The organism is Psychrobacter sp. TB20-MNA-CIBAN-0197, assembly GCF_040309765.1.
GTDB classification, from domain to species: domain Bacteria; phylum Pseudomonadota; class Gammaproteobacteria; order Pseudomonadales; family Moraxellaceae; genus Psychrobacter; species Psychrobacter submarinus.
The window spans coordinates 1-254 of sequence record NZ_JBEOPC010001009.1 but is presented as its reverse complement, the minus strand read 5'-3'; the positions used below and the strand labels follow the sequence as shown (position 1 = coordinate 254).

The window sequence follows — 254 nt, the reverse complement described above, 5'->3', positions numbered from 1 at the left end:
ATCAAATAGTGGCTCCGTTGAACACAACAACTCCCACATCTGCCAAACACGCTGATGAGTATCTACATTCAAAACTAGACGTGATGTAGTCGCTGCTACGTTAGGCATCAAGAATGAAAGGTTCGATGGCAGTGTTTGTACAGCTGCAGGTAACGACCTGAGTGGATCAGCGGCATTATATTTTAGTACTTGTATTGGTAAGCCAGTGTCTATAGCGAGCGTGCAATCCCAAACACTTTCATCATCTATTGTGC

1 protein-coding gene is annotated in these 254 nt (G+C 44.1%); it reads right to left on the bottom strand.

The window, feature by feature from the left end; all coding sequences use genetic code 11:
- The coding region (locus tag AAEY83_RS16935) for a hypothetical protein (RefSeq protein WP_351060972.1) at positions 1–254 on the bottom strand (254 nt) is incomplete at both ends.